The sequence below is a fragment of the Pseudomonas sp. MONT-RG-20F-20-E-7-02 genome (assembly GCF_022662395.1).
GTDB lineage: Bacteria > Pseudomonadota > Gammaproteobacteria > Pseudomonadales > Pseudomonadaceae > Aquipseudomonas.
Window position 1 is genome coordinate 371002 of the sequence record NZ_JAKNQN010000003.1, and the last position, 25630, is coordinate 396631.

General features: G+C 61.3%; 28 protein-coding genes. 15 read left to right on the forward strand and 13 right to left on the reverse strand.

Features of this window, described 5'->3' with window-relative positions; translation table 11 throughout:
* Nucleotides 1-20 precede the first annotated feature (20 nt).
* The 3 genes from rnd to L8I05_RS10810 all read left to right on the forward strand — a co-directional run bounded on the left by rnd (nt 21) and on the right by L8I05_RS10810 (nt 2484).
* A complete protein-coding gene (rnd, locus tag L8I05_RS10800; RefSeq protein WP_242168861.1) occupies nt 21-1154 on the forward strand; it encodes a ribonuclease D in 1134 nt (377 codons plus the stop codon).
* Nucleotides 1151-1444 (forward strand): YcgL domain-containing protein, encoded by a 294-nt coding sequence (locus tag L8I05_RS10805; protein WP_159954873.1) that lies wholly within the window; start codon nt 1151-1153, stop codon nt 1442-1444. The genes rnd and L8I05_RS10805 overlap by 4 nt, the downstream gene beginning before the upstream one ends.
* A gap of 107 nt (nt 1445-1551) precedes the next feature.
* Nucleotides 1552-2484: a D-2-hydroxyacid dehydrogenase gene (locus tag L8I05_RS10810; RefSeq protein WP_242168863.1), complete on the forward strand. Its 933-nt coding sequence runs from the start codon at nt 1552-1554 to the stop codon at nt 2482-2484.
* Nucleotides 2485-2589: 105 nt separating this feature from the next.
* On the opposite strand, the gene L8I05_RS10815 is transcribed toward L8I05_RS10810, so the two are convergent.
* Nucleotides 2590-3174, reverse strand: a complete 585-nt coding sequence (locus L8I05_RS10815) for a nitroreductase family protein (protein ID WP_242168865.1) — start codon at nt 3172-3174, stop codon at nt 2590-2592.
* Nucleotides 3175-3327: 153 nt separating this feature from the next.
* Between L8I05_RS10815 and L8I05_RS10820 the strand changes: the two genes are divergently transcribed.
* The gene (locus tag L8I05_RS10820; protein ID WP_159954876.1) at nt 3328-3777 is read left to right on the forward strand and encodes a YcgN family cysteine cluster protein; all 450 of its coding nucleotides are present in this window, start codon (nt 3328-3330) and stop codon (nt 3775-3777) included.
* A 14-nt stretch (nt 3778-3791) separates the two neighbouring features.
* Nucleotides 3792-5012 (forward strand): hypothetical protein, encoded by a 1221-nt coding sequence (locus L8I05_RS10825; RefSeq protein ID WP_242168867.1) that lies wholly within the window; start codon nt 3792-3794, stop codon nt 5010-5012.
* A 190-nt stretch (nt 5013-5202) separates the two neighbouring features.
* On the opposite strand, the gene L8I05_RS10830 is transcribed toward L8I05_RS10825, so the two are convergent.
* From L8I05_RS10830 to L8I05_RS10840, 3 genes are all read right to left on the reverse strand, one after another.
* Complete coding sequence (locus L8I05_RS10830; protein ID WP_242168869.1) at nt 5203-5553, reverse strand: DUF2892 domain-containing protein; 351 nt, start codon at nt 5551-5553, stop codon at nt 5203-5205.
* A 67-nt stretch (nt 5554-5620) separates the two neighbouring features.
* Complete coding sequence (locus tag L8I05_RS10835) at nt 5621-6088, reverse strand: RNA methyltransferase (protein WP_003189607.1); 468 nt, start codon at nt 6086-6088, stop codon at nt 5621-5623.
* A 162-nt stretch (nt 6089-6250) separates the two neighbouring features.
* Nucleotides 6251-6625 carry a YajD family HNH nuclease gene (locus tag L8I05_RS10840; RefSeq protein WP_003210675.1) on the reverse strand — a complete coding sequence of 125 codons (375 nt, stop codon included), beginning with the start codon at nt 6623-6625 and terminating at the stop codon, nt 6251-6253.
* A gap of 151 nt (nt 6626-6776) precedes the next feature.
* Between L8I05_RS10840 and L8I05_RS10845 the strand changes: the two genes are divergently transcribed.
* The gene (locus L8I05_RS10845; protein WP_242168871.1) at nt 6777-7697 is read left to right on the forward strand and encodes a ParB/Srx family N-terminal domain-containing protein; all 921 of its coding nucleotides are present in this window, start codon (nt 6777-6779) and stop codon (nt 7695-7697) included.
* Nucleotides 7698-7824: 127 nt separating this feature from the next.
* Here the strand turns inward: L8I05_RS10845 and L8I05_RS10850 are convergent, their stop codons facing one another.
* Nucleotides 7825-8511 (reverse strand): hypothetical protein, encoded by a 687-nt coding sequence (locus tag L8I05_RS10850; protein WP_046035159.1) that lies wholly within the window; start codon nt 8509-8511, stop codon nt 7825-7827.
* A gap of 78 nt (nt 8512-8589) precedes the next feature.
* Between L8I05_RS10850 and L8I05_RS10855 the strand changes: the two genes are divergently transcribed.
* Nucleotides 8590-8874, forward strand: a complete 285-nt coding sequence (locus L8I05_RS10855) for a hypothetical protein (RefSeq protein WP_242168873.1) — start codon at nt 8590-8592, stop codon at nt 8872-8874.
* Here the strand turns inward: L8I05_RS10855 and L8I05_RS10860 are convergent.
* Together L8I05_RS10860 and L8I05_RS10865 are read right to left on the reverse strand one after the other, a co-directional pair.
* Nucleotides 8871-9344 carry a cyclic nucleotide-binding domain-containing protein gene (locus L8I05_RS10860; RefSeq protein ID WP_159954882.1) on the reverse strand — a complete coding sequence of 158 codons (474 nt, stop codon included), beginning with the start codon at nt 9342-9344 and terminating at the stop codon, nt 8871-8873. The two genes, L8I05_RS10855 and L8I05_RS10860, sit on opposite strands and share 4 nt — an antisense overlap.
* A gap of 70 nt (nt 9345-9414) precedes the next feature.
* Complete coding sequence (locus tag L8I05_RS10865) at nt 9415-11469, reverse strand: S9 family peptidase (RefSeq protein ID WP_242168875.1); 2055 nt, start codon at nt 11467-11469, stop codon at nt 9415-9417.
* A 21-nt stretch (nt 11470-11490) separates the two neighbouring features.
* On the opposite strand from L8I05_RS10865, the gene L8I05_RS10870 reads away from it, so the two are divergent.
* Genes L8I05_RS10870 through L8I05_RS10880 form a run of 3 tightly spaced genes read left to right on the forward strand, consistent with a single transcriptional unit; the run spans nt 11491 to nt 13388 of the window.
* On the forward strand, nt 11491-12027 hold the full coding sequence (locus L8I05_RS10870) for an MFS transporter (RefSeq protein ID WP_159954884.1): 537 nt from the start codon (nt 11491-11493) through the stop codon (nt 12025-12027).
* A 30-nt stretch (nt 12028-12057) separates the two neighbouring features.
* Nucleotides 12058-12834, forward strand: a complete 777-nt coding sequence (locus L8I05_RS10875; RefSeq protein ID WP_242168877.1) for a class II glutamine amidotransferase — start codon at nt 12058-12060, stop codon at nt 12832-12834.
* Between the two features lie 11 nt (nt 12835-12845).
* A complete protein-coding gene (locus L8I05_RS10880; RefSeq protein WP_159954885.1) occupies nt 12846-13388 on the forward strand; it encodes a DUF2937 family protein in 543 nt (180 codons plus the stop codon).
* A 109-nt stretch (nt 13389-13497) separates the two neighbouring features.
* Here the strand turns inward: L8I05_RS10880 and L8I05_RS10885 are convergent, their stop codons facing one another.
* Nucleotides 13498-14418 (reverse strand): LysR family transcriptional regulator, encoded by a 921-nt coding sequence (locus tag L8I05_RS10885; protein WP_159954886.1) that lies wholly within the window; start codon nt 14416-14418, stop codon nt 13498-13500.
* A gap of 175 nt (nt 14419-14593) precedes the next feature.
* Between L8I05_RS10885 and L8I05_RS10890 the strand changes: the two genes are divergently transcribed.
* Genes L8I05_RS10890 through L8I05_RS10900 form a run of 3 tightly spaced genes read left to right on the forward strand, consistent with a single transcriptional unit; the run spans nt 14594 to nt 16937 of the window.
* Nucleotides 14594-15334, forward strand: a complete 741-nt coding sequence (locus tag L8I05_RS10890) for a 5-oxoprolinase subunit PxpA (RefSeq protein ID WP_159954887.1) — start codon at nt 14594-14596, stop codon at nt 15332-15334.
* A complete protein-coding gene (gene pxpB / locus L8I05_RS10895; protein WP_242168879.1) occupies nt 15331-16035 on the forward strand; it encodes a 5-oxoprolinase subunit PxpB in 705 nt (234 codons plus the stop codon). The genes L8I05_RS10890 and pxpB overlap by 4 nt, the downstream gene beginning before the upstream one ends.
* Nucleotides 16032-16937: a biotin-dependent carboxyltransferase family protein gene (locus L8I05_RS10900; protein ID WP_242168881.1), complete on the forward strand. Its 906-nt coding sequence runs from the start codon at nt 16032-16034 to the stop codon at nt 16935-16937. Before pxpB ends, L8I05_RS10900 begins: the two co-directional genes overlap by 4 nt.
* A 108-nt stretch (nt 16938-17045) precedes the next feature.
* Here the strand turns inward: L8I05_RS10900 and L8I05_RS10905 are convergent, their stop codons facing one another.
* From L8I05_RS10905 to L8I05_RS10920, 4 genes are all read right to left on the reverse strand, one after another.
* Nucleotides 17046-18224 carry a VWA domain-containing protein gene (locus tag L8I05_RS10905; RefSeq protein ID WP_242168883.1) on the reverse strand — a complete coding sequence of 393 codons (1179 nt, stop codon included), beginning with the start codon at nt 18222-18224 and terminating at the stop codon, nt 17046-17048.
* Nucleotides 18224-19069: a MoxR family ATPase gene (locus L8I05_RS10910; protein ID WP_003210690.1), complete on the reverse strand. Its 846-nt coding sequence runs from the start codon at nt 19067-19069 to the stop codon at nt 18224-18226. Before L8I05_RS10910 ends, L8I05_RS10905 begins: the two co-directional genes overlap by 1 nt.
* Before the next feature lie 106 nt (nt 19070-19175).
* Nucleotides 19176-19397: a hypothetical protein gene (locus L8I05_RS10915; RefSeq protein WP_242168885.1), complete on the reverse strand. Its 222-nt coding sequence runs from the start codon at nt 19395-19397 to the stop codon at nt 19176-19178.
* Nucleotides 19398-19487: 90 nt separating this feature from the next.
* The gene (locus tag L8I05_RS10920) at nt 19488-20561 is read right to left on the reverse strand and encodes a DUF748 domain-containing protein (protein WP_242168887.1); all 1074 of its coding nucleotides are present in this window, start codon (nt 20559-20561) and stop codon (nt 19488-19490) included.
* Between the two features lie 124 nt (nt 20562-20685).
* Between L8I05_RS10920 and cysK the strand changes: the two genes are divergently transcribed.
* Nucleotides 20686-21660 (forward strand): cysteine synthase A, encoded by a 975-nt coding sequence (gene cysK / locus L8I05_RS10925; protein ID WP_242168889.1) that lies wholly within the window; start codon nt 20686-20688, stop codon nt 21658-21660.
* A 147-nt stretch (nt 21661-21807) separates the two neighbouring features.
* The gene (locus L8I05_RS10930) at nt 21808-22746 is read left to right on the forward strand and encodes an aspartyl/asparaginyl beta-hydroxylase domain-containing protein (RefSeq protein ID WP_159954893.1); all 939 of its coding nucleotides are present in this window, start codon (nt 21808-21810) and stop codon (nt 22744-22746) included.
* Between the two features lie 119 nt (nt 22747-22865).
* Here the strand turns inward: L8I05_RS10930 and acnA are convergent, their stop codons facing one another.
* The gene (acnA, locus tag L8I05_RS10935) at nt 22866-25607 is read right to left on the reverse strand and encodes an aconitate hydratase AcnA (RefSeq protein WP_242168892.1); all 2742 of its coding nucleotides are present in this window, start codon (nt 25605-25607) and stop codon (nt 22866-22868) included.
* Nucleotides 25608-25630: the final 23 nt, after the last annotated feature.

The following is a 25630-nucleotide window of genomic DNA, read 5'->3' on the forward strand; positions in this document are numbered from 1 at the left end:
ATTCTTCAAGGGAGAGCCGTGTGGCCATCGATATTCACTGGATCTGCGACAACGATAGCCTCGGCAAGCATTGCGCCGAATGGCAGCAGTTGCCATTCGTCGCCCTCGACACCGAATTCATGCGGGTCGACACCTTTTATCCCATTGCCGGGCTGATCCAGATCGGCGATGGCGTGCGCGCTTACCTGATCGACCCCCTGACCATCGACAACTGGCAACCCTTGGCCGCCTTGCTGGAGAACCCGGCGGTGATCAAGGTGGTGCACGCCTGCAGTGAAGACCTGGAAGTCTTGCTGCGCCTGACCGGCAGCCTGCCGGTGCCGTTGTTCGACACCCAATTGGCGGCGGCTTACCTGAACCTCGGTTTCTCCATGGGCTACTCGCGCCTGGTGCAAGCCGTACTCGATATCGAGCTGCCCAAGGGTGAAACCCGTTCGGACTGGCTGCAGCGGCCATTGTCCGAGACGCAAGTGAGCTACGCCGCCGAAGACGCGGTGCACCTGGCCGAGGTCTACATTCGCCTGCGCCCGCAACTGTCTGACGACAAATACGCCTGGGTACTGGAAGACGGCGCCGAACTGGTGGCCAACCTGCGCCGCGAAGTCGACCCGTACGAGGTGTACCGCGACGCCAAGCTGGCGTGGAAACTGTCCCGCGCCCAGCTCGCCGTGCTGCGTGAACTGTGCGCCTGGCGCGAGCAGCAAGCCCGCGCCCGTGACCTGCCGCGCAACCGCATTATCCGCGAGCACTCATTGTGGCCCCTGGCCAAATCCCAGCCGGATAACCTCGCTGCGCTGGGCAAAATTGAAGACATGCACCCGCGCACCGTGCGCCAGGACGGCCAGTTCCTGCTGGACCTGATCAAACGTGCCGGCAGTGTGCCGATGGACCAATGGCCGCCGGCCGTGGCTGAACCGCTGCCGGTGGACGCCGCCACGCTGATCAAGCACCTGCGCGCGCTGGGCCAGGCCGAAGCCGAACGCCTGGACATGGCGCCGGAACTGATGCTGCGCAAGAAAACCCTCGAAGCCCTGGTTAAAAGTGGCTACCCCGATGGGCCTTATACATTGCCAGACTCGCTGCGTGGCTGGCGCCGCGAGTTGATGGGCCAGGCGCTGCTCGACAGCCTGGCCACTGCCGGAGAACAGCCTTGAAACGTATTTGCTCCATCTATCGCAGTTTGAAAAAAGACGGGATGTACCTCTACGTGCTCAAAAGCGATGCGCTGGAGCGTGTGCCGGAGCCGTTGATGCAAGCCTTCGGCAAGGCCCATCTGGCCTTCGAAATGATCCTGACGCCGGAGCGCAAGCTGTCCCGCGAGGACATCAGCGTGGTCCTGGAAAACCTCGACAAGCAGGGCTACCACCTGCAAATGCCGCCGGCCGAAGACGAGTACATCGAGCACTTGCCCGAAGAGCTGCTGCGCCGCAACGACCCGATGTGATCAGTCAGTGCCCGGATGCGGGCACATTCTTCAATGCAAACGTATTCGTTGGCGGTGGCCGTAAGGATGCGGGCGGCCGTCTGCAGTGTTTTTGAAAGGTTTGAACCATGCGTGTTCTGATTGCTGAACAGGATTACCCGCTCTACGCCCAATTGCTCAGTGAGGCGGCGCCCGACGTCGAGGTGCTGACCAGCGGCGACTCCGCCGAACTCTCGCGCCTGGCCGCCGATTGCCCGGTATGGCTGGGCCAGCCGGACCTGTTGGCGACCTTGTTGCGCCAGGGTCACCAACCGCAATGGCTGCAATCGACCTGGGCCGGTATCACGCCGCTGCTGGCCGACGGTTTGCCCCGCGACTACCGCCTGACCCGCGCGGTCGGCATCTTTGGCCAGGTCATGGCCGAGTTTGTGCTTACCTACATGTTGGGCCATGAGCGTGAAGTGCTTGCGCGGCTGGTCAGCCAGGTCGAGCGCAAGTGGGACAACCGCATGGGCCAGAGCCTGGCCGGGCGCAAGGCGCTGATCGTCGGCACCGGCGATATCGGCCAGCGTGTGGCTGACTTCCTGCTGCCGTTTGGCGTCAAGTTGTATGGCATCGCCAGCTCCGCACGCGAGCAGGCACCGTTTATCGAAGTGGCCGGGCTGGATCAATTGGGCCGCCTGGTGGGCGAGGTGGATTATGTGATCAACCTGCTGCCCAATACGCCCAATACCCATGACCTGTACAACGCGGCGCTGTTCAAGCAATTCAAGCCGACCGGGTTGTTCATCAACGTCGGGCGCGGCGTGGCCGTGGTCGATGCTGACCTGGTTGAGGCGCTGAAGGAAGGGCATCTGGCCGGCGCGGTGATCGACGTGTGCCGCCAGGAACCGCTGCCGCAACGGCATCCGTTCTGGACCGCCTGGGGCTTGCTGTTGACCGGGCACAGCTCGGCCCCGACGTCGCCGGGGATGATGGTGGACTTGTTTGTACAGAACCTGCGGGCGTATGACGCCAAGCAAGCGTTGCGCGGGGAAGTCAGCTTCGAGCGCGGTTATTAATGTGGGAGCGGGCTTGCCCGCGATGACGGTGTGTCAGCCAGCAATGCAGCGATTGACCCACCGCTATCGCGGGCAAGCCCGCTCCCACAGGAATATCAGTATGGCTTACAGGCTGAAATCGCCTTCGGACACCAGCTCGCTCAGCGGTTTACGCGGGCTTGGCGCTTCACGCTCCTGCAAATATTCAGGCAGGCTCGACTTGTCACCCAGCTTGCCCACGGCCACAGCCGCGTGCAGTGCATAGCCTGCGGGGATCTTCAGCTCTTTGCGGGTCAGTTCCTGATCGAAACCGGCCATGCCGTGGGTGTGCCAGCCGCTGAGGCTGGCTTGCAGCGCCAGGTGGCCCCAGGCTGAACCGGTGTCGAAGGTGTGCCACAGCGCCGGGGTTTCTTCGCTGGCGCCGGGGGCGGTGAAGTCGGTTTTCGAAGCGATGATCACCAGGGCCGACGCATGCTGCGCCCAATTGCGGTTGAATTCATTCAGCAGGCCCAGGAAACGTTCCCAGTTCGGCGTGTCACGGCGCGCGTAGAGAAACCGCCAAGGCTGTGAGTTGTAGGCCGACGGTGCCCAGCGTGCCGCTTCGAAGAAGCTCAGCAGCGTGTCCTGCGGGATGCTCTCGCCGGTGAAGGCGCGGGGCGACCAGCGTTCGGTGAACTGGGAGTGGATCGGGTAATCGGCAACGCGTGTCATGGGCAATTCCTGAGGTTCAATTCGGCGTTCAAAGCTACTGCGCGCCCACTAGACTGACAAGTGTTGTTACACCGCCAGTCGTAAGCGCTTGGCCCCAAGGGCCTTGGGCACTAGACTGGCGGCCTTTTCACCTACCGATACTGATGTAGAGCCATGGCCGCCAAAGTCGAACCTTTCTGGATACGCAAAACCCTTGAACACCTCGACCAGGAGGAATGGGAGTCGTTGTGCGACGGCTGTGGCCTGTGCTGCCTGCAAAAGCTTGAGGATGAGGAAGACAACAGCGTCTATTACACGCGTATCGCCTGCAAACTCCTCGATCTGAAAACCTGCCAGTGCACCGACTACCCCAACCGCCGCGCCTCGGTGCCTGACTGCATCCAGCTCACGCCGGGCCAGGCCGACCAGTTCAAGTGGCTGCCGCCGACCTGCGGCTATCGCCTGGTCAGCGAGCGCAAGGACTTGCCGCTGTGGCATCACTTGGTCTGCGGCGACCGCGACGCCGTGCACCATGAACGCATTTCCCAGTCCGGGCGCATGCTCGCCGAAGGCAGCGTGCCCGAAGACGACTGGGAGGATTACCTGATCTTCCGCGCGGGCTGAAAAAAGGAGTGTGTATGACGGTGGCAACCAAGCTGGCGGCATCGTTCGTGCTGTTGGCGCTGAGCCTGCCCGCGTGGTGCGCAAAGAAAGTCGACCTCGACTATCACGTCAAACTGCTGCCCCAGAGCGATCAAGCCGAGGTGCGTGTGAGCCTGTCCCAAGGCTCGGCGGTGCGTAGCCTGAACTTCGACCTGGGCCGCGACGGTGACTACAGCGACTTCAAGGCTGACGGCCAGTGGAAGGTCAGCGGCACCCGTGGCCTGTGGCAGCCGTCTGCCGACAAGGCCAGCCTGACCTACCGTGTACGCCTCAGCCATGCGCGTAAAGCGGGTGTCTATGAGGCGCGGATGACCCCGAGCTGGGCGCTGTTTCGCGGCGAAGACCTGGTGCCGGCTGCCCGGCTCGACCAGCAGGACGGCGTCGAACTGGTCTCGCGCCTGATGTTCGAGTTGCCCAGCGGCTGGAAAAGCATCGAAACCGCCTGGCCGCGTATCGGCAAGAACAAATTTCGCATCGACAACGTTTCCCGGCTGTTCGACCGGCCCACCGGCTGGATGCTCGCCGGCACCCTTGGCAGCCGCCGCGTGCGCCTGGGCGAAACCGAAGTCACCGTGGCCTCGCCCAAAGGCCAGGCCATGCGCCGTATGGATGTGCTGACGCTGCTGACGTTCGTCTGGCCGCAGGTCGAGGCGGCGTTCCCGCGTCACCCGGCCAAGCTGCTGGTGGTGGGCGCCAGTGACCCGCTGCGCCGTGGCGTATTCGCGGCGCGCGACTCGATCTACCTCAACAGCCGCACGCCGTTGGTCAGCGAGAACGGCAGCAGCCCGTTGATTCGCGAAGTGGTGCAGGCGATTGGGCGCTTCAACGATCACGACACCAGTGATTGGATCAGCGAAGGCCTTGGCGAGTATTACGCCATCGAACTGCTGCGTCGCGCGGGGGGCATCACCGATGAGCGCTATGCCGCGATTCAGGCGCGCTTGAGCAAAGAGGGCAAGGACGTGACCACGCTGCGTGGCGATCACGTCAACGGTGCGACGGTCGCGCGGGCGGTGGTGGTGTTGCAGGAACTGGACCGCGAGATTCGCGTGAAGACCCATAACAAGCGTTCGCTGGATGACCTCGCGCAGGCGGTGATGCGCGCGAACAGCATTACCACGGTGGAGTTTGTGCAGCTGGCCGAAAGTGTGATCGGCGAGTCGTCGGTGGTGCTGGATAGCAAACTATTGCGCTGAGCTTAGGCCATACACAAAGCAAAAATGTGGGAGCGGGCTTGTGTGGGATTTGGCTTGTGTGGGACCTGGCTTGCCTGCGATAGCATCACCGCAGTGGATCAGATACACCTAAGTGCCTGCATCGCAGGCAAGCCAGCTCCCACAAAGGCCAGCTCCCACATTTAGATCTCCAATGGGTTGGAGAGTAAGGTCAGCCTGTGGTTTTGGTGGCCTTCTCCGCCGCCACTTCAGCCTTGGTCTTCAAGTTCTTCAACTCTTCGCCTGCGCGCTCGATTTTGGTACGTACGCTGTTCATTTCCTGGCGGCCCTGTTCCAGCTTGTCTTTGAGCGAGCTGTGCCCGGTCACGCCGCGCACCAGCGCCACACCGCCAATCGCCACCTGGATCAAGCCGAAGATGCCGCCACGGCGCAGGCCTTTGCCGACCATCATCACGCCACCGGCCACCGAGCCGATGCGTTCCCAGCCGTGCACGTTCTGGGTGGGCTGGGTTTCAAACGGGGTGTGTTCAATGATAGGTCGCAGGATTTTGCTGTCGCTCATGATCTGTCTCCAACAAGGGCAAGTGTAAGTAGCTGACTGTTTGCGGTCGCCGGATGTTCCCGAAAAATCAATACTTGGGGCCCGAACGGGTGTTGTTGCCCTTGGCCAGGCGGTCGTAGAGCACCACATTGACGGTGGCGGCGAGGTTCATGCAGCCGGTGGTCGGGATGTACACCACGTCTTCACACCAGTCGCGGATCTCTTTGTCCAGCGAGCCGTCTTCGGGGCCGAAGATGTACAGCGCGCGGTCCGGGTGAGTGTATTCGGGCAGCGGGCGGGCGCCCTCGACCAGTTCCACTGCGACCGGGATGCAGCCCAGCGGCAGGATCTTTTTCAGGTCGTCGATGCCGATCAGCGGAATGTCGTGGTGGACTTTCTTGGTGTCGGTAATGAAGTCCCGGGCGCGCTCGTAGCGCACGCCGGTGTAGAACACCGAGGCCACGCCGTAGCAGCCGGCGGCACGCATCACCGAACCAACGTTTTCGGGGGATTTGGGGTTATACAGACCGATGCAGCTGTAGCGTTTATTGCCCACGGGGAAGGGTGCCTTGGAGAAAAACCGCGATTATACGGCCTTGGAGGCATGTGTTGCTTAGGCGATCGCTATCGCGGGCAAGCCCGGCTCCCACACTTGGAATGCATTCCCCTGTGGGAGCTGGCTTGCCGGCGATGAGGCCCGCACAGACAAAGAAGGGCTTCAGTCGTCCTTCTTCATCAACCCCGCCAACGCCGCAAACGGGTTGTGCGTGGCCTTGGCAATCGTCGGGCTGCTGGTGGAGCCTTCGCCGAAATACTGCTGGTCGGTATAGCGCGAGTGTTCGTTGTCGTGGCAGTACAGGCAGAGCAACTCCCAGTTGGAGCCGTCCTGGGGGTTGTCATCATGGTTGTGGTTGCGATGGTGTACGGTCAGCTCGCTCAAGCGTTTGCCGGCAAATTCACGGGCGCAGCGGCCACACACGTGCGGGTACATCTTCAAGGCTTTGTCGCGGTAGCCCATTTCCCGGTCGCGCTGGGCATCGGCGAGGATGCGGTCCAGCTTGGCGGTGTGGGAGGGCGGGTTGGTCGAGCTCATCATGGCTCCTGGCTATTTGGGGGTTCACGGATAGGGTTGATTCTAGCCGCTTGCGGGCGAAATGACTGCTGGCTTTTTCAGCTACGGTACAGGCTGACGGTGGCATTCGTTTGTAGTATCGGCTCACTCCATTCACAAGGATCTGAAACCCATGCGTTTATACACCTGGACCGTAGCGCTGCTCTTCAGCGTCCTGGCGGCTCACGCTCAAGCGTTCTCCACCCCCAAACCCGGCCAGGTCATCGAGGTTGCCCTCGAACAACTGCACCCGACCCAGGCCGTGGTGGGCTTCGACCAGATTTATTACAGCCTGGGGCTGTTCGCCGACAAACCCGCCAAGGTCTTCGACGAGTACTGCGAAACCAACGGCCAGGGCGACGCCGACAAGGTGCCCAAAGACGCCGACCTGCTCCGCCCTGCCAGCTTCAGTTGCAAAAGCCCGGTGGGCACCCACCCCGACGAGATGAAAACCGTGGTGGTCGGCCCCGGCGGCCAGTTGTACCTGACCGACGGTCACCACAGCTTCACCACCTTGTGGGAAGTGCCCGGCGGCGGCCCACAGTTGAAAATGTGGGTCAAAGTGACCGATGACTTCAGCAATAGCCCGGACATGGCCACCTTCTGGCAGCGCATGGAGACCGCGCGCAAGGTCTGGCTCAAGGACAATCACGGCAAAACCCTGGCACCGCAGCAACTGCCGGCGCACCTGGGCTTCAAGAACCTGCAGGACGACACCTTCCGCAGCCTGGTGTATTTCACTCGCAAAGCTGCCTACGGCAAGCCGGACGATGGCGCCGTTGCGCCGGAGTTTCTGGAGTTCTACTGGGGTAACTGGCTGCGCTCGCAGATTGACCTGAGCGCCTTCAACCTGAACAAGAAGGGCGGCTACAAGGACGCTATCCAAGCCGTTGCCCAGCGCATGGTCAGCCTGGCGCCGGGCTCGCAGGTGGGTGACAGCGGTTTCACCGCCCATCAGTTGGGCGGCATGAGCCAGTTGGATCAAGCTGAGCTGAAGAAGACGTTTGAGAAAAAAGTGCCGTATGTGATTGATTACCGCAAATCCCGGGATTAACACCGATCAAAAATGTGGGAGCTGGCTTGCCTGCGATAGCGGTATTTCAGTCAACACGTGTGGCGACTGATGCGGCGCAATCGCAGGCAAGCCAGCTCCCACACGGGATTTGTGGTGTCGGCGGGGCTCAGCCCTTGAGCTTCTCGGCAATCCAAATGGTGTGCCGAGTGCCTTTATTGCCATGGGCAAACACCTGCACTTCCTCAGCCTTGAAACCGGCTTTGCGCAGTTTGTCGCTGAACAGCTTGTCGGCACTCGCCGACCATACCGCCAACACGCCCTTGGGCCGCAGGGCCTTGGCGCAGGCGGCCAGGCCACCGGCGGAGTAGAGCCAGCTGTTGGCTTTTTGCGTCAGGCCTTCGGGGCCGTTGTCCACGTCGAGCATGATCGCGTCAAAGCCCTGAGGCTCTGCCTGCAGCACTTTCGCCACGTCTTCCAGGCGAATCACCGTGCGCGGGTCCAGCAGCGGGCGACCGGACTTTTCGCCCAGTGGCCCACGGTTCCACTCCACCACGCCAGGCACCAATTCGGCGACCACCACTTCGGCGGTCTTGCCCAAATGCTTGAGCGCCGAGGCCAGCGTGAAGCCCATGCCCAACCCGCCAATCAGCACCCGCGAACCCGGGCGGCCGGCGACTTTGCGGCAGGGAATTTCCGCCAGCGCGTCTTCGGAACCGTGCATGCGCGTGTTCATCAACTGGCCGCCGTCACCGCCCTGGATCTTGATGACAAAATCCTCGCCGTATTCGAACAGGCACAAGGCACCGCCGTTATCGGGGATCGGAGTAGTGTCGAGCAGAACGAAACGTTTCATGGAAATCTCATTGGGAAGGGCATTCTTGCGCGGTTGGGAGTAGCCTTACGACATTCCGGTCAGGCCATGGAGCCATCGATGAAGTGCAGTATTCTAACGGTCATTGTGCTTGGCGCGTTCACATTGGGTGCGGCTCAGGCTCAGGAGTTGCAAACCGTGCCGGTCGCCCCCGCGCCAACCCCCGGTGCGCCGGGCACGCCGACGCCCACGCCGTACCCGCAAGTCACCCCGCCCGTCGCGCCTAAAGCCACGGCGAACGGCTCACCGGCGCTGGTGCCGATTGTGTTGCCGACGCCGCCGAAGGATCAAGGCGTGCCCGGCCTGCTGCAAAACGACAGCAAACCGAAAACCCCCGGCGGTTAAAACTGTTGCGACAGCAATTGCCCGTCGGCCATGCGCAGGCGCTTGGACAAGGCAATCGCGATAGCGCGGATGATCTTGGCGGCAACCCTGGGCGCTTCGTTGAGCATTTTTTCCAGGGAATCCTTGCCCAGGTTCAACAGCACACAATCACTGGCGGCGATGCAGCTGGCCGAACGCCGCTCGCCATCGAGCACCGCCATTTCGCCGAAGGCCCGGCCACTGCGCAGGGTGGCGATGGTCAGGCGCTGGCCGTCGTGGTTGGTTTTCTGCACCGCCACCTGGCCGCTGTGGATGATGCACATGAAGGTGCCGGCATCGCCCTCGAGGAAAATCACCTCATCGCGGGCAATGCTGCTGATATTGAAGAAACCGGCGGCGACGTGAAAGTCTTCCGGCAACAAGGGATCGAACAGGCCGCAGTCCATGAGCATGTCGCGGATTTCATTGTTCATTAACGTCGGTAATGGCATGGCTGCAATCTTGGTCCATCAATCAAGTAGGCGGTCTGTGTGTTCAGACAGGACCGCCGTCCTAAGTTCCTTAAATCAGCCCCAGCGCCTTGAACACAAATGCATATTCGAGCGCTACGTCACGTAATCCCTGGTAACGACCGCTCATCCCGCCATGGCCGGCGCCCAATTCGGTCTTGAGCAGCAGCAGGTTGTCGTCCGTCTTGGTGTCACGCAGCTTGGCCACCCACTTGGCCGCTTCCCAGTACTGCACGCGGCTGTCGTTATAGCCAGCGATGACCAGCGTGGCCGGGTAGGCCTGGGCGCTGACATTCTCGTATGGCGCGTAGGCCTTGATGCGTTCGTACACCTGGGGCTCTTCAGGGTTACCCCACTCGTCATACTCGGTGATGGTCAGCGGCAGCTCGGGGTCGAGCATGGTGTTGAGCACGTCGACGAACGGCACTTCGGCAATCGCGGCCTGAAACAGGTCCGGGCGCTGGTTGAGCACCGCACCGATCAACAAGCCACCGGCACTGCCACCGCTGATCGCCAGCTGCCTGGAGGTGGTCAGGCCTGCGGCGATCAAGTGCTCGGCGCAGGCGATAAAGTCGCTGAAGGTGTTCTGTTTGTGTTCCTGCTTGCCGTTGCGATACCAGGCTTCACCCAGTTCACCGCCGCCGCGTACATGCGCGATGGCAAACGCCACGCCGCGATCCAGCAGGCTCAAGCGTGCATGCGAGAACCACGGATCGAGGCTATGGCCGTAGGCGCCATAACCGTAGAGGTACAGCGGCGTCGGCTTGCCGAGCTGGTCGCGTTTGACCACCAGGCTGATCGGCACCTGGGTGCCATCGGCGGAGGTGGCCCACAGGCGTTGGCTGACGTAGTCGTCCGCGTTGAACACGCCCAGTACCGGGGTTTCCTTGAGCACCACTTGCGCGCCGCTGGCCAAGTCCAGCTGGCGCACCTGGGCCGGGCGATTGAGGGCTTCGTAGCGCAGGCGAATCTTGTCGCTGGAAAATTCCAGGCTGTTCTGTACGTAAAGGCTATAGGCGGCGTCTGGCAGTTCCACGCGATAGGCTTGTACGTCCTGCGGGTGCACTTCGATCACCGGCAGGCCGCCGATGCGCAGGCTCAAGGTCATCGCGCTGGCGTTGAGGCTCACGCCATCGAGCATCACCTCGTCGCTGTGCGGGATCAGGTTGTGCCATTGATCTTCGGTGGGCACGCTGCCGGTGTCGGCGGCGACGAACAGCGCGTAGTTGATGCCGTCGCGGTTACTGCGGATAAACCAGGTCCACTCGCCGTCAAGCTGGCCGTGGTCCACGTCGTATTCGTGGTTTTCGACCCGTGGCGCCAGGCAGGCGAAGTCGAGGTGTGGCTGGTCGGCGTCGAGTGCCCAGATTTCGCTGGTGGTCTTGCTGCCCAGGGCCAGCAGCAACTGGCGCTCGGAGCTGGAGCGGTAGCAATGCAGGAAGAAACGTCCGTCAGGCTCGTGGAACACTTCCTGCGCCGCCGTGCCATCCAGGCGGTAGCGATAGAGCTTGTGCGGGCGATGGGTGTCGTCCAGCTCAGTGAAGAACAGGGTCAGGCTGTCATTCGCCCAGGTCATGCTGCCGTCGCAGTCCTCGAACTCCAGCTCGCTGACTTTGCCGGTGGCCAATTCCTTCACGAACAGGGTGTAAATCTCTTCACCGCTGGTGTCCAGGCTGTAGGCCAGGCGCTGGTGGTCGGGGCTGATGCTGAACGCGCCCAAGGAGAAAAAGCCACCATTGGCCAGTACGTTGGGGTCGAGCAGCAGTTCTTCGCTGCTGTCGTCCACCGCGTTGCTGTCATCCGCCGGGCGGCGGCAGCGGTAGTGGCGGGCGTATTCGTCACCGGCGGTGGTGCGTGTGTAATACAGGTACGGCCCCCACGGCGAGGGCAGGGACAAGTCGGTTTCGAGAATGCGGCCCTTGATCTCTTCGAACAGGGTTTCACGCAGCGCCTGCTGGTCGGCGAGTTGCGCTTCCTGAAAGGCGTTTTCGGCTTTGAGGTAATCGAGGACTTCAGGCGTGTCACGCTGTTGCAGCCAGGCGTACGGGTCCTGGCCTTCGGCCTTGCGGGCAATCGGGGCGGCAGTGATGTGGGTCGATGAAGGCATGGATCACTCTCTGTCTGGCGGATGGTGGCAGGCATTGCAGCCGAGACACGCAAAAGCCGTTATCATAGCCGCCTGTTTGCCTACCTTGCCATGGACACCATGACCGAGAACGACTATCTGACCGCTTGGGGCCTTTACGCCTTCGCCGCTTTGGGCTGCCTGTTGGTGTGGTGGCGCATGACCCGCTGGATCTGGCGCTGGCTGCGCGAGCCGCTGCAGTTGCTGATGGCGGTGCTGCTGTTCAGCCCGACCATCGTCGACCCGGTCAAGACCCAGTTTGCGCCGGCCGTGGCGATCACAGCGTTGGATCTGGTGCTGCATGTCGGCAATAACGCCTGGCGCGCCATCTCCGATCTGTTCATGTACACGATGATCGCCTTTGGCGTGTACATCGTGTTTGTGTTGATCCGCTGGCCCATCGAGCGCGCCGCCACTGCCCGCCGTGAGCGCAAGGCCGCTGCCGATGCAGCCTTGGCCGCCGAGCCGGTGGACGAAGACGACGAGCCATTCCGTCGCCCGGCGCCCACCAGCGGTATGCGGGTCGAACCGCGCCTTTAACGTTGTCCGCCCTGCAGCGAGAGCCCTGGCATGTGTGAATTATTGGGCATGAGTGCCAACGTCCCCACCGATATCGTGTTCAGCTTTACCGGGCTGATGCAGCGGGGCGGGCGTACCGGCCCTCACCGCGACGGTTGGGGCATTGCCTTCTATGAGGGCCGTGGCCTGCGTCTGTTCCAGGACCCGGCCGCCAGCTGCGAATCGGAAGTCGCGCTGCTGGTGCAGCGTTATCCGATCAAAAGTGAAGTGGTGATTGGCCATATCCGCCAGGCCAATGTGGGCAAGGTCAGCCTGGCCAACACCCACCCGTTCGTGCGCGAACTGTGGGGCCGCAACTGGTGTTTCGCGCACAACGGCCAACTGGCGGACTTCAACCCGCGCGCCACGTTCTACCGGCCGGTGGGCGATACCGACAGCGAAGCGGCGTTCTGCGACCTGCTCAACCGGGTGCGCGAAGCCTTCCCGGAGCCGGTGGACATTGAGCAAGTGCTACCGGACCTGATCGCCGCCTGCGCCGAATACCGCAGCAAAGGCGTGTTCAACTGCTTGCTCAGCGACGGCGACTGGCTGTTTTGCTACTGCTCGACCAAACTCGCGCAGATTACCCGGCGCGCACCGTTTGGCCCGGCGCGCTTGAAAGATGTCGACGTGATCGTCGATTTTCAGGCTGAAACCACGCCAAATGATGTGGTCACGGTGATCGCCACCGAGCCGCTGACCGACAACGAAAACTGGACCCGCTACGAACCGGGCCAATGGAGCCTGTGGCGACGCGGTGAATGCGTCAGCCAGGGCATTACCGAGTAAGGATATCGACCATGCTGCTCAGTTATCTGCGGTTGGTGCTGTTTGCGATTGGCTTGTTGGTCGGTGTGCAAGTGCCGGGGTTTATCAACGACTACGCCAAGCGCGTCGAAGCCCACCTGATCGAGGCCCAGACCGGCCTCAGCGGGTTTGAAACCACCGCGCGGCAGTTCTTCAATGGTGACTTGAAGGCGCTGGTGGCGCATTACCGCGCCAGTGATGACCCGGTGTTCCAGAGCGACGCCAACAGCCTGGGCAGCATGCTTGATCGCCAGGTCGCGTTGGACAAGCAGTTCCAGGCCATGCAAGGCCCGTGGTACATCCGCGCGTTGCAAGTGGCGGTGGCCGCCGACCCGGCGATTCGCCTGGAAACCTGGAATGGCTACAGCTACCAGATTCTGCTGACGCCTGAGGCCATGGGCTGGGGCCTGGGCGGGGCGATGCTGTTGTCGTTCGGCATCGAATGCCTGTTCCGCTTGATCGACTGGGTGGTGTTGGGCGGCAAGCGCCTGCGCCAGAGCCGGCCGATTGAAGAGCGAGACCTCAAAGGCCTTTGATGATGATCGTTCCCACGCTCCGCGTGGGAATGCCTCTTGTGACGCTCCGCGTCACGTTTTGGGACGCGGAGCGTCCTGGCCCGCGTTCCCACGCAGAGCGTGGGAACGATCAATCCGGTTTCGTCAGTAGCATGTGTTCTTCGCCGACCTCTTCGGCATACCTTGCCACCACCTTCTGGCACAGCCCGACAATCTCCTCCACCAACTCCACGCCCACACGCCACGACACCACCACCTGCAAGTTCGGCAGTTTCTGCGCCATCGGCAACATCACCAATTCCCCGCGCGCCAATTCTTCCATCACCAGCACCGGCGGCAGGGCGCCTATGCCGAAGCCATCGCGCAGCAAGCGCGTAATCGCCGACACCGAATTCACACAGTTCATGCGCGGCGCGGCCACGCCGTTAGCCTGCATCAGGCTCAGCACGTCCTGGTGCGGGTGGGAGTTTTTCGAATAGGTGATGATGCGCTCACGGGCCACTTCGGCGAGGGAGGCGTAGTCGCGGTTGTAGATCGAATGGCTGGCGACGATCCAGGCCATCGGGTGGCTGGCCAGTTCCAGGCTGCGCACGGTTTCGAGGCGCAGCAGGTCGGTTTGCAGGATCAGGTCGAGGAAGCCTTTTTGCAGTTGATCGCTCAAGTTCAGCGCGGTATCGGCGACCAACTCGATTTCTACCAGCGGGAAGTGGTCCATCAATTCGGCGACCAGCGGGCTGAGCCAGGTGTGAATCACGGTGTCCATCGCCCCGATGCGAATCCGCCCGACCTTGCTGCTGGTGGTCTCCAGGGACTGCTTCAAACCCTGCATGGTCACCATCATCTGCTCGGCGTAATCGAGCACCTTCAAGCCTTCCGGGGTCAGGCTCACCCCACGTGAGTCGCGCAGAAACAGCTTCACACCCAACTCGCTTTCCAGCACCGCAATGCGGCTGGAAATCGAGGCCTGGGTGGTGAACAGCTTCTCGGCGGTCAGGCGAAAGCTCTTGAGCTTGGCCACCCAGACGAAGGTTTCGAGGAACTTCAAATTCATGGGATCAACTTTTCTTATGCATGGATCGGTTTTTATTAGTTGGACGCCGCACCGGGCAAACGCCAAAAATCGAGGCATTCCACGATAAGCGTCGTTGGGGTGTCAGGACAAGTTGCCAGTTCTGTGCGAAAAATCCCACACTACAAAAAATACAACGCCTGGAGGTACACCGACCGTGAGCCGTCTTCTATTGAATTGCGACATTGGCGAAAGTTTTGGCAATTGGACCATGGGTCTGGACGCCGAGGTTATGCCATTCATTGATTGCGCCAACGTCGCCTGCGGCTTTCATGCCGGTGACCCGAGCATCATGCGCAAGACCGTCACCCTGGCCCTCAAGCACGGCGTGCAAGTGGGCGCACACCCGGCGTACCAGGACCTGCAAGGGTTCGGCCGCCGCTCCATGGCCTACACACCGCAGGAAATCCAGGACCTGTTGCACTACCAGATCGGCGCCCTCGACGGCATCTGCCGCGCCCAAGGCGCGCGGGTCAGCTACGTCAAACCCCATGGCGCGATGTACAACGACATGATGGCCAACCCCACGCAATTGCGCGCGGTGATCCAGGCCGTCGCCGCTTATGGCGACCTGCCGCTGATGCTGCTGGCTACCCGCGACAACAGCGCGGCCCAGGCCTTGGGCGATGAATACGGGGTGACGCTGTGGTTCGAGGCCTTCGCCGACCGTGCCTACGACCACAAAGGGCATTTGGTGTCGCGCCAGTTGCCGGGTGCCGTGCACCATGACTCCGAAACCATCGTGCAACAGGCCCTGACTATTTCCCGTGGTGAAGCCCTGACCGCCAGCGACGGCAGCGCCTTGGTGTTGCAGGCCAACACCCTGTGTGTGCATGGCGACAACGCCAGTTCGATTGCCGCTGTGCAGCGTATCCGCGAGGCGTTGAAGCCAGCATGAAGCCACGCATTGAAGTGGTAGCGATCGACTGCCTGATGGTGCGTCTGTTTGATCTGATTGCCGAAGCCAACATGCCGTGGATGCTCGCCGCCACTCAACGCCTGCGCGAAGGCTTTGGCCCGGCACTGGTGGATTTGGTGCCGTCCTACACCACGCTGATGGTGCACTACGACCTCACCGCGTTGAGCCCGGCCCAGGCCAGGGAGTTGATCGGCCAGGCGCTGGCCGACCTGCAGCCTCAGGCCCAGGGCAGCGGCCAGTGTCACGTGTTGCCGGTGTGGTACGACCTGAGTGTCGGCCCGGAGCTGACGCTGCTCAGCCAGCGCAGCGGCCTGTCGGTAGGCGAAGTGATCCGCCGCCACAGCGCCCACGAATACCAAGTGTTCGCCCTGGGTTTCGCCCCTGGTTTTGCCTTTATGGGGCTGGTGGACGAAATCCTCGCCACGCCACGCCTGAATACCCCGCGCAAACGCGTGGCGGCCGGCAGCGTCGGCATCGCCGAACGGCAAACCGCCGCGTACCCGGTGGTCTCGCCGGGCGGTTGGAACCTGATCGGTCGCACCCCGGCCAAACTGTTCGACCGTGAACGCGACGGCTACAGCCTGATGCAGCCCGGCGATACGGTGCGTTTCGAAGCCGTTGATCACGCTGAATTTATTCACCTGGGTGGCGATGACACGCCGTTGGAGGCGCACGCATGAGCCGCTTGTTGATCGAGGCCAGCACGCCGCTGTGCCTGTTGCAGGATGCCGGTCGCTTTGGCGTGCGGCACCTGGGCGTGACTCAGGGCGGCGCGCTGGATTGGGTGTCGATGTCGTGGGCCAACTGGCTGTTGGACAATGCGCTGGACGCGCCGGTGGTGGAAATCACCTTGGGCGGGTTCACCCTACAGGCTGAAGATTATTGCTTGCTGGCGCTGGCCGGTGCGGATCTGGGCGCGTATATCGATGAACGCGCGATCAGCCCGGGGCGCAGTTTCATCCTGCAAAAGGGCCAGCGGCTGCGCTTTACCCAGCCGTTCAGTGGCGCGCGGGCTTACCTGGCGGCGCCTGGCGGCTTTGATGCGCCGGCGGTGCTGGGCAGTTGTGCCACGGTGGTGCGTGAAGCGTTGGGTGGGCTGGACGGTTTCGGTAAAGCCTTGGTCGAAGGCGGGCGGTTGATGTATTCCGGAAAGGGCGGTGCGATGAAGGTGCTGAGCGCGCCCAACTTGCCTGCCAAGGCTCCCTTGGACGTGATTGTCGGTGCACAGATCGGCCAGTTCAGCGGGCAGAGTTTGTTCGATGCCTTCAACACCGAATGGGCGCTGGACAGCCGCGCCGACCGCATGGGCATGCGCCTGCTGGGCACGCCGTTGCAGTATCAGGGACCGTCGTTGATCTCTGAAGGTATTCCATTGGGAGCGATCCAGGTGCCGCCGGATGGGCAGCCGATTGTGTTGCTCAATGATCGGCAGACCATCGGCGGTTACCCGCGCTTGGGCGCGTTGACGCCCTTGGCGCTGGCGCGGCTGGCGCAGTGTTTGCCGGGAGAGAAGGTCAGGTTGGCGCCGGTGGTGCAGGAAACGGCGCATCGGCAACATATCGACTTTTTGCAGCGGTTCTGATCGTTCCCACGCTCTGCGTGGGAATGCCTCTTGTGACGCTCTGCGTCAAGCTTTGGGACGCAGAGCGTCCTGGGCTGCGTTCCCACGCGGAGCGTGGGAACGATCTATTTACTTGGAGAGAAAGCGCATCCCTTCTTCCAGGCCCCGCAGCGTCAGCGGGTACATCTGGTCTTCCACCAACTCGCGCACGATCCCCGTCGACGCCGTATAGCCCCAGGTGTCCTTCGGGTACGGGTTTATCCAGATCAGCTTCTTGTACTTGGCCATGAAGCGTTGCATCCACACATACCCAGGTTCTTCATTCCAGTGCTCGACGCTGCCGCCGGCCTGGGTGATTTCATACGGCGCCATTGACGCATCGCCGATAAAGATCACTTTGTAGTCGGCGCCGTACTTGTGCAGTAAATCCTGGGTGGAGGTGCGTTCCGAGGTGCGGCGTTGGTTGTTCTTCCACACCGACTCGTACACGAAGTTGTGGAAGTAGAAATACTCCAGGTGCTTGAACTCAGTCTTGCACGCAGAAAACAGCTCTTCGCAGATCTTCACATGGGCGTCCATCGAGCCGCCAATGTCGAACAGCAGCAACAGCTTGATGGTGTTGCGCCGCTCCGGACGCATCTGGATATTCAGCAGCCCGGCATCCCGTGCCGTGTGGTCGATGGTGCCGTCGATGTCCAGCTCTTCCGCCGCACCCTGGCGCGCGAACTTGCGCAGGCGGCGCAGGGCGATCTTGATGTTGCGCGTGCCCAACTCGACCTGATCGTCAAGGTTCTTGTACTCGCGCTGGTCCCACACCTTCACGGCCTTGCCCTGGCGCTTGCCGGCATCGCCCACGCGAATACCTTCCGGGTTATAGCCACCCGAGCCGAACGGGCTGGTGCCGCCGGTGCCGATCCACTTGTTGCCGCCGGCATGGCGTTCTTTTTGTTCTTCCAGACGTTTCTTGAATTCTTCGATGAGCTTGTCCAGGCCGCCGAGGGACTGGATCTGCGCGCGCTCTTCATCGCTCAGCGAACGTTCGAATTCCTTGCGCAGCCACTCTTCGGGGATCAGCGCCTGCAGGTGATCGTCGAGTTTTTCCAGGCCGTTGAAATAGGCACCGAACGCACGGTCGAACTTGTCGAAATGCCGTTCATCCTTGACCAGGATCGCGCGGGCCAAGTAGTAAAACTCGTCCATGTCGGCGAAGACCATGCGCTGTTTCAAGGCGTTGATCAGGTCCAGCAGTTCACGCACCGACACCGGCACCTTGGCGGCGCGCATCTCGTTGAACAGGTTGAGCAACATTATCGATTACCGCGACGGCTCATGAATGCCAGGCGTTCCAGCAACTGAACGTCTTGTTCATTCTTCACCAGAGCGCCGGCCAGCGGCGGGATGGCCTTGGTGGGGTCGCGTTCGCGCAGCACGGCTTCGCCGATGTTGTCGGCCATCAGCAGCTTGAGCCAGTCGACCAGCTCGGACGTGGAGGGCTTTTTCTTCAGGCCCGGCACTTTGCGCACATCGAAGAACACATCCAGCGCTTCGCTGACCAAGTCTTTCTTGATGTCGGGGTAATGCACATCGACGATCTTTTGCAGGGTCGTGCGGTCGGGGAAGGCGATGTAGTGGAAGAAGCAGCGGCGCAGGAACGCGTCCGGCAGCTCTTTTTCGTTGTTGGAGGTAATGATGATGATCGGGCGCTTCTTGGCCTTGATGGTCTCGTCGATTTCGTAGACGTAGAACTCCATCTTGTCGAGTTCTTGCAGCAAGTCGTTGGGGAACTCGATGTCGGCCTTGTCGATTTCATCGATCAGCAGAATCACCCGCTCCTCGGACTCGAAAGCCTCCCAGAGCTTGCCCTTCTTCAGGTAATTGCGCACGTCGTGGACCTTGTCCACGCCCAGCTGCGAGTCGCGCAGGCGGCTGACGGCGTCGTACTCGTAGAGGCCCTGGTGCGCCTTGGTGGTGGACTTGATATGCCAGGTGATCAACTTGGCGCCGAAGGATTCGGCCAGTTGCTCGGCGAGCATGGTCTTGCCGGTGCCGGGCTCGCCCTTGACCAGCAGCGGCCGCTCCAGGGTGATGGCGGCGTTGACGGCCAGTTTCAGGTCATCGGTAGCCACATAGGCCTGGGTGCCTTCGAACTTCATCGGTCATTCCTCGAATTCATCAATGCCAGGACTATACCGCGCAGCCCCGGCGACTGTGAACGCAGACGGGTTATTCAGTCTCTGAATGGCCGGTCACGCGTGACCGCTAGCGGTTTTTTTCCAACGCATACGCCCGCGCATCGGCTTTATCCCTGAGCTTGCTGCCGCCCCACAGGGCGAGTGCTGCTAAAACCAGTGTGCCCAAGCTTATGAGGATCATCTGGCGGGCCATCGGCCCGCCTTCAATGGCGGATATGATCAATCGCATACAGCCCGAAAAGGCCCAAAGATAACCAAGAATTGTCAGTATCCAGCCGCAGATGCGCATTTTAGTGTCCTTACTAGTCGTTGGAGTTTACTCGGCGCTACGATAAACGAGGGCTCAGTGTTTCACCATAGTTGCCCTCGGGCGTGTGACTTAGTCAGCACTTGGCTTGGGCTGCTCATACCGCGCATTGAACGCCTGGATAAACCCATTACGCAAAATCGACAAAAACGCAGAGAACGCGCTGACATTTTGCTGATGCACGCTGCCACTGAGTTCGACGCGGGTGGCAAACTGGTTTTTGTTCTGGTTTTTCAACACCGTCTCGCTGGCGCCGACCACGGCCTCCCAAATCGAGCGGAAAATGTTTTTGTCTTTGTTCTCAACGTCTTGCTTCCAATCAAAGACTTCCACGTCGCGCAACAGCGGCTTGATGTAGCCGCTCAACTGGCCTTTTTCGGCCTGGGCTTCGATCACTACGGCGCCAGTGCCGGCCTTGAAGTCGAATTTGCCGTAGGCGGAGGCGAAGTCGTTCAGGCGCTTGAGTTGAATATCCTTGGCGCGAAAGCGGAATTCGAAATCTTCAAAGTTGCTCAGCGGGTCGAACGCCGCTGTGGCTTCCAGCGGCGCCTGGCCGAGTAACTGCGCCTTGCCTTCAAAGGTGGCGTCGCGTTTGCCTTTGATGTCCACCACGTTAGTCAGGTTATAGAAGCTGGCGTTGACCTGGGTGGCGTAGATATTCACCGGTGGCTTGGAATTGAAGTTGTGGAAGGCGATCTTGCCGTCCTGAATTCGCACTTCGTTGAGGGTGATCGGCAGCAATTTGCTCAGTTGTTCACGCCAGTCGGTGCCCTTACCGGTCTGGGATGCCTGCTGGTTGCCGCCGTCGACGAAATTCAGCTCCGGCTGAAAGAATTGTGCCTCGGCAACCACCGCATGGTCGTACCACAGCGAATGCCAGCTCACCGACAGGTCGATCACCGGCGCCTTGACGAACGGCACAGGCACCTTGCCGTCGACCTTGACGATCTGCAGGCCGTTGATCTTATAGGCGCCACGCCACAGGGCCACGTCCACATCGGTGATTTGGCCACGGTAGTCGCCCATGTCGGCGAGCTTGTCGTTCAGGTAGTTGCGCACCAGGTAGGGCAGGGCGAGGTCCAGGGCGATCAGTACTACCACCAGTACGGCGACGATCCATAGCAGCCCACTGTAGCGACGTTTCATGTGCAGGTTCTCCAACGGTATAGGCGATGGACCGCGCGCGCAGGCGCAACGTTCCTCTGACTGGACGCCCAAAGGCCTGAGGCATACCCTTGGGGCCTTGTTGAAATTGCCTTAAGGACCCGTCATGAGCCGTATCTTTGCAGACAACGCGCACTCCATCGGCAACACGCCCCTGGTGCAGATCAACCGCATCGCACCGCGTGGCGTGACCATTCTGGCCAAGATCGAGGGGCGAAACCCAGGCTATTCGGTGAAGTGCCGCATTGGCGCGAACATGATCTGGGACGCTGAAAGCAGCGGCAAACTCAAGCCGGGCATGACCATTGTAGAACCGACCTCCGGCAACACCGGCATCGGCCTTGCTTTTGTAGCCGCCGCCCGTGGCTACAAGCTGCTGCTGACCATGCCGGCGTCGATGAGCATCGAACGGCGTAAAGTGCTCAAGGCTCTGGGCGCCGAGCTGGTGCTGACCGAGCCGGCCAAGGGCATGCCAGGCGCCATCGCCAAAGCTGCTGAGATCGTTGCCAGCGACTCGGCCACCTACTTTATGCCAGGCCAGTTCGAAAACCCGGCCAACCCGGCGATTCACGAAAAAACCACCGGCCCGGAAATCTGGAACGACACCGATGGCGCCGTGGACGTGCTGGTCGCAGGCGTGGGCACCGGCGGCACCATTACCGGCGTGTCGCGCTATATCAAGAACATTGCCGGCAAGCCGATTCTGTCGGTGGCGGTGGAGCCGATGGTGTCGCCGGTGATCACCCAGGCACTGGCGGGTGAAGAGATCAAGCCGAGCCCGCACAAAATCCAGGGAATTGGCGCCGGGTTTGTGCCGAAAAACCTCGATTTGTCGATGGTTGACCGCGTGGAACTGGTGACCGATGAAGAATCCAAGGCCATGGCCCTGCGCTTGATGCAGGAAGAAGGCATTTTGTGCGGTATTTCCTGCGGTGCGGCCATGGCCGTGGCCGTGCGCCTGGCCGAGAAGCCGGAAATGCAGGGCAAGACCATCGTGGTGATCCTGCCGGACTCCGGCGAGCGCTACCTGTCGAGTATGCTGTTCAGTGATTTGTTTACCGAGCAGGAAAACCAGGCTTGATTGTTCGCCGCAGGGTTTGATGCAGGTCAGCCGGTCGGCCTGGGCCTTCTGCATAATGGCCCAAGTGTTTATCATGGCCGGCTGTTACGTCTGGTTTCCCGTTGATGGGAGGCTGTTGGCCAGGCGCTTATTTCCAGGAGTTGCTGCATGACCTTTTCTTTGGCCGCCAAACTGTCGGTGTTGCTGCTGTTTATCGGCAGCACGCTGTATGTGCACCTGCGTGGCAAGGCCCGTTTGCCGATGCTGCGCCAGTTCGTCAACCATTCGGCGCTGTTCGCCCCGTATAACGCCCTGATGTACCTGTTTTCGGCTGTGCCGTCCAAGCCCTATCTGGACCGCAGCAAGTTCCCGGAACTGGATGTGCTCAAGGACAACTGGGAAGTGATCCGCGAAGAGGCCATGCACCTGTTCGACGAGGGTTACATCCGCGCCGCCGAAAAGAACAACGACGCCGGTTTCGGTTCGTTCTTCAAAAAAGGCTGGAAGCGTTTCTACCTCAAGTGGTACGACAAACCGCTGCCGTCGGCCGAGGCGCTGTGCCCGAAAACCGTGGCGCTGGTCAGCAGCATTCCGAACGTCAAGGGCGCGATGTTCGCGCTGTTGCCGGGTGGCAGCCACCTCAACCCGCACCGTGACCCGTTTGCCGGTTCCCTGCGCTATCACCTGGGCCTGTCCACGCCGAATTCCGACGACTGCCGCATCTTCGTCGACGGCCAGGTCTACGCCTGGCGCGACGGTGAAGACGTGATGTTCGACGAAACCTACGTGCACTGGGTGAAGAACGAAACCGACCAGACCCGCGTGATCCTGTTCTGTGACATTGAACGCCCGTTGAGCAACCGCATCATGACCCGCGTCAACCGCTGGGTCAGCAAGCAACTGGGCCGCGCGACGGCGCCGCAGAACCTGGATGACGAGCGCGTAGGCGGGATCAACCAGGCGTATGCCTGGAGCAAAACCTTCAGCGACAAGTTCAGCGGTGTGGTCAAGCAATGGAAGCGCAAGCATCCCAAGGCCTACCGCATTGCGCGGCCGGTGCTGGCGGTTGTCGTGCTGGTGTTGTTGTGGAAGTGGTTGTTCGCCTAAACCGTACCGCATGAAAAAGGCGCTGCATCGAAAGATGCAGCGCCTTTTTCATGCCTGGAATGTGATCAAAAACTGTGGGAGCAGGCAAGCCAGCTCCCACATTTGATCTCCAGTGTTGCTTAGGACGCGATCAACTGGCGCAGTACATAGTGCAAGATGCCGCCCGCCTTGAAGTATTCCACTTCATTGAGCGTATCAATCCGGCACAGCACCTCGATCTTCTCGCTGCTGCCATCCTCGCGCGTGATCACCAGCGTCAGGTTCATCCGCGGTTCGATCTCGGCATTGGTCAGCCCAAGGATGTCGATTTTCTCTTTGCCGGTGAGTTTGAGCGCCTTGCGGTTCTGATCCAGCTTGAACTGCAGCGGCAGCACGCCCATGCCCACCAGGTTGGAACGGTGAATCCGCTCGAAGCTCTCGGCGATCACCGCCTTGACCCCCAGCAGGTTAGTGCCCTTGGCCGCCCAGTCGCGGCTTGAGCCGGTGCCGTATTCCTGGCCCGCGATCACCACCAGCGGCGTGCCCGACGCCTGGTATTTCATGGCCGCGTCGTAAATCGGCATTTTCTCGCCGGTGGGAATGTACAGCGTGTTGCCGCCTTCTTCGCCGCCGAGCATTTCATTGCGGATACGGATATTGGCGAAGGTGCCGCGCATCATCACTTCATGGTTGCCTCGGCGTGAGCCGTAGGAGTTGAAGTCACGCGGTTCCACGCCCTGCTCGCGCAGGTAGCGGCCAGCAGGGCTGTCGGCCTTGATGTTGCCGGCCGGGGAGATGTGGTCGGTGGTCACCGAGTCGCCCAGCAAGGCCAGCACGTTGGCGCCCTGGACGTCTTTGATCACCGGCAATGGCCCGGCAATGTCGTCGAAGAACGGTGGGTGCTGAATGTAGGTGGAATCCTTCTGCCACACATAAGTCGCCGCCTGGGGCACTTCAATCGCTTGCCACTGCTCGTCACCGGCAAACACCTCGGCGTATTCCTTGTGGAACATGCCGGTGCTCACCTGCGCCACGGCGTCGGCGATTTCCTGGCTGCTTGGCCAGATGTCTTTCAGGTACACCGGCTTGCCGTCTTTGCCTTCGCCCAGCGGCTCGCTGCTGATATCGATGCGCACGGTGCCGGCCAACGCATAGGCGACCACCAGTGGTGGTGAGGCCAGCCAGTTGGTTTTCACCAGCGGGTGCACGCGGCCTTCAAAGTTGCGGTTGCCGGACAGTACCGAGGCCACCGCGAGGTCGGCTTTCTGGATGGCTTTTTCGATGGGCTCCGGCAGTGGGCCGGAGTTGCCGATGCAGGTAGTGCAGCCGTAACCCACCAAGTCGAAGCCGAGCTTGTCCAGGTATTGGGTCAGGCCCGCCGCTTTGTAGTAGTCCGTAACCACTTTGGAGCCGGGCGCCAGCGAGGTTTTTACCCAAGGTTTGCTGGTCAGGCCCTTTTCCACGGCTTTTTTCGCCACCAGACCTGCGGCCATCATCACGCTGGGGTTCGAGGTGTTGGTGCACGAGGTAATGGCGGCGATCACCACCGCGCCGTTTTTCAGGCGATAGGTGTGGCCGTCGTATTCATAATCGGTTTCGCCGACCAGGTCGGCATTGCCCACGGCTACACCGCCGCCGCCTTCGCTTTCCAGGCGGCCTTCTTCTTTGTTGGTCGGTTTGAATTGCAGGTCGAGGAAGTCGCTGAAGGCTTGGCCGACGTTTGGCAGCGAAACACGGTCCTGCGGGCGTTTCGGCCCGGCGAGGCTGGCTTCGACACTGCCCATGTCCAGGGCCAGGGTGTCGGTGAACACCGGTTCCTGGCCGGCATTACGCCACAAACCCTGCGCCTTGGTGTAGGCCTCCACCAGCTTGACGGTTTCTGCCGGGCGACCGGACAGGCGCAGGTAGTCCAGCGTCACCTCATCCACCGGGAAGAATCCGCAGGTGGCGCCGTATTCCGGGGCCATGTTGGCGATGGTGGCACGGTCGGCCAAAGGCAAGTCGGCCAGGCCGTCGCCGTAGAACTCGACGAATTTGCCCACCACGCCTTTCTTACGCAGCATCTGCGTGACGGTCAGCACCAGGTCGGTGGCGGTAATACCTTCTTTCAATTTGCCGGTGAGCTTGAAGCCGATCACTTCCGGGATCAGCATCGACACCGGCTGGCCGAGCATCGCCGCTTCCGCTTCGATCCCGCCCACGCCCCAGCCGAGTACGCCGAGGCCGTTGATCATGGTGGTGTGCGAGTCAGTGCCGACCAAGGTGTCGGGGAAGGCGTAGGTGCGGCCGTCTTCGTCCTTGGTCCACACGGTGCGGCCGAGGTATTCGAGGTTGACCTGGTGGCAGATGCCGGTGCCCGGTGGCACTACGCTGAAGTTGTCGAAGGCACTTTGGCCCCAACGCAGGAAGGCGTAGCGCTCGCCGTTGCGCTGCATTTCGATGTCGACGTTCTGCTCAAAGGCGCTGGTGGTGCCGAACTTGTCGACCATCACCGAGTGGTCGATCACCAAGTCCACGGGGGAGAGTGGGTTGATGCGTTGCGGGTCACCACCGGCCTTGGCCACGGCGGCGCGCATGGCGGCCAGGTCGACCACAGCGGGTACGCCGGTAAAGTCTTGCATCAGCACGCGGGCCGGGCGGTATTGAATCTCGCGGTCGGACTGGCGTTCTTTCAGCCAGGCGGCGATGGCCTTGAGGTCGGTGCCGGTGACGGTCTTGTTGTCTTCCCAGCGCAGCAGGTTTTCCAGCAGCACCTTGAGGGACATCGGCAGCTTGTCCAGGTCACCGAGGCTCTTGGCGGCTTCGGGCAAGCTGAAGTAATGGTAGGTTTTGGCGTCGATTTGCAGGGTTTTAAGGGTTCTCAGGCTATCAAGGGATGACATTACATGACTCCTTATGGTCCGCA